General features: G+C 53.4%; 1 protein-coding gene. It reads right to left on the bottom strand.

Annotated features, from left to right (window positions below; genetic code table 11):
* Positions 1 to 1,060 (bottom strand): hypothetical protein (locus tag D6694_08465; GenBank protein RMH41938.1); only part of this gene is annotated, 1,060 nt, incomplete at both ends.

Raw genomic sequence — 1,060 nt, 5'->3', positions numbered from 1 at the left:
GTTTGCCCTGTTTCTCGTTTCTGCAATTTTTCCCACCCAGCCCTCGAAGAACAAACTGATGGCGAAACTGAGCGAGGCGATGCGCGAAAGCGTGGCGTCGTTCCCCAGACCTTCGGCGAAGAGTTTGCCCAGGTTATCCACATCCGCGCGGAAGACGCCCAGTCGGGTGATGCCCTGCGACTGGTGCGCCAGTGCACCAAATGGTTTGACCGGATTTTTAGCGTCCTCGCTGGGCAGGTCATCCACTTTGCCGCGCAATTGTCGAATTTCCTCATCACTGATAATCGGTGTGGCGTTCACCAGCAAACGCCGTACAAGAACTTTATCAGCGGCTTTTTTCTGTGCCTGCTCCAAAGCTTCATCGTTCAACGCCCAAATGTGACTGAAGTTTTTCACCTCGTCAAAGGTTTCGCCAACTTCTATTTTGAATCCCAAATCCTTGAGTGCTTCTTTGTAGCCAGATGAGACTTCTTTTCCCGTTAATGCGCTCACATCTTCAGGATGTGAAAGCAAATTCCAGCCGATAAATTGGGCTTTACGCAATTTTTCGCCCAAGCCTTCATAAGACGAACATGCCGGGCATTTGCGTACACCTTCATCATCACTCCCTTTTGTGATGAGTTCGGTGGCAGGATGTTCGCGCCCGCAGACCTGGCACTGGTTTTCTTCATTACCACCGTGTCCCTGCGGTTGGAACAAGACCTCCAACTCGCCCGGCTCCACTTCGGCAAAGCGCCGACTCTTGACCACTGCCAACGCTCGTGCCAGATCACCCCATTTTTCGCTCAGGTGCTTGCTGCCGTCCTTTGGCCGCATGAAATCTTTCGCTCTGAGTGGAAGACCTTCAACCGCCACATACAAATCACCTTGATGATGTTTGTAGAGAATGCGGCTGAGTTTCCGGCGCACGGCGGCTAATTTCGCGGCATCGCTTGCCCGCGCCAGCAGGTAGAAATTACCACCGCCACCGTAAATCAGGTTGGTGTAGGGCAATTCCAACTCGTGCAGCACGAAGCGGGCGACTGCTTCGGTCAGCAGTTGCAGGTAGAACGAGCGCCCG

Source organism: Gammaproteobacteria bacterium (assembly GCA_003696665.1).
In the GTDB taxonomy this organism is placed as follows: domain Bacteria; phylum Pseudomonadota; class Gammaproteobacteria; order Enterobacterales.
This window is presented reverse-complemented; position numbering and strand designations above follow the sequence as displayed.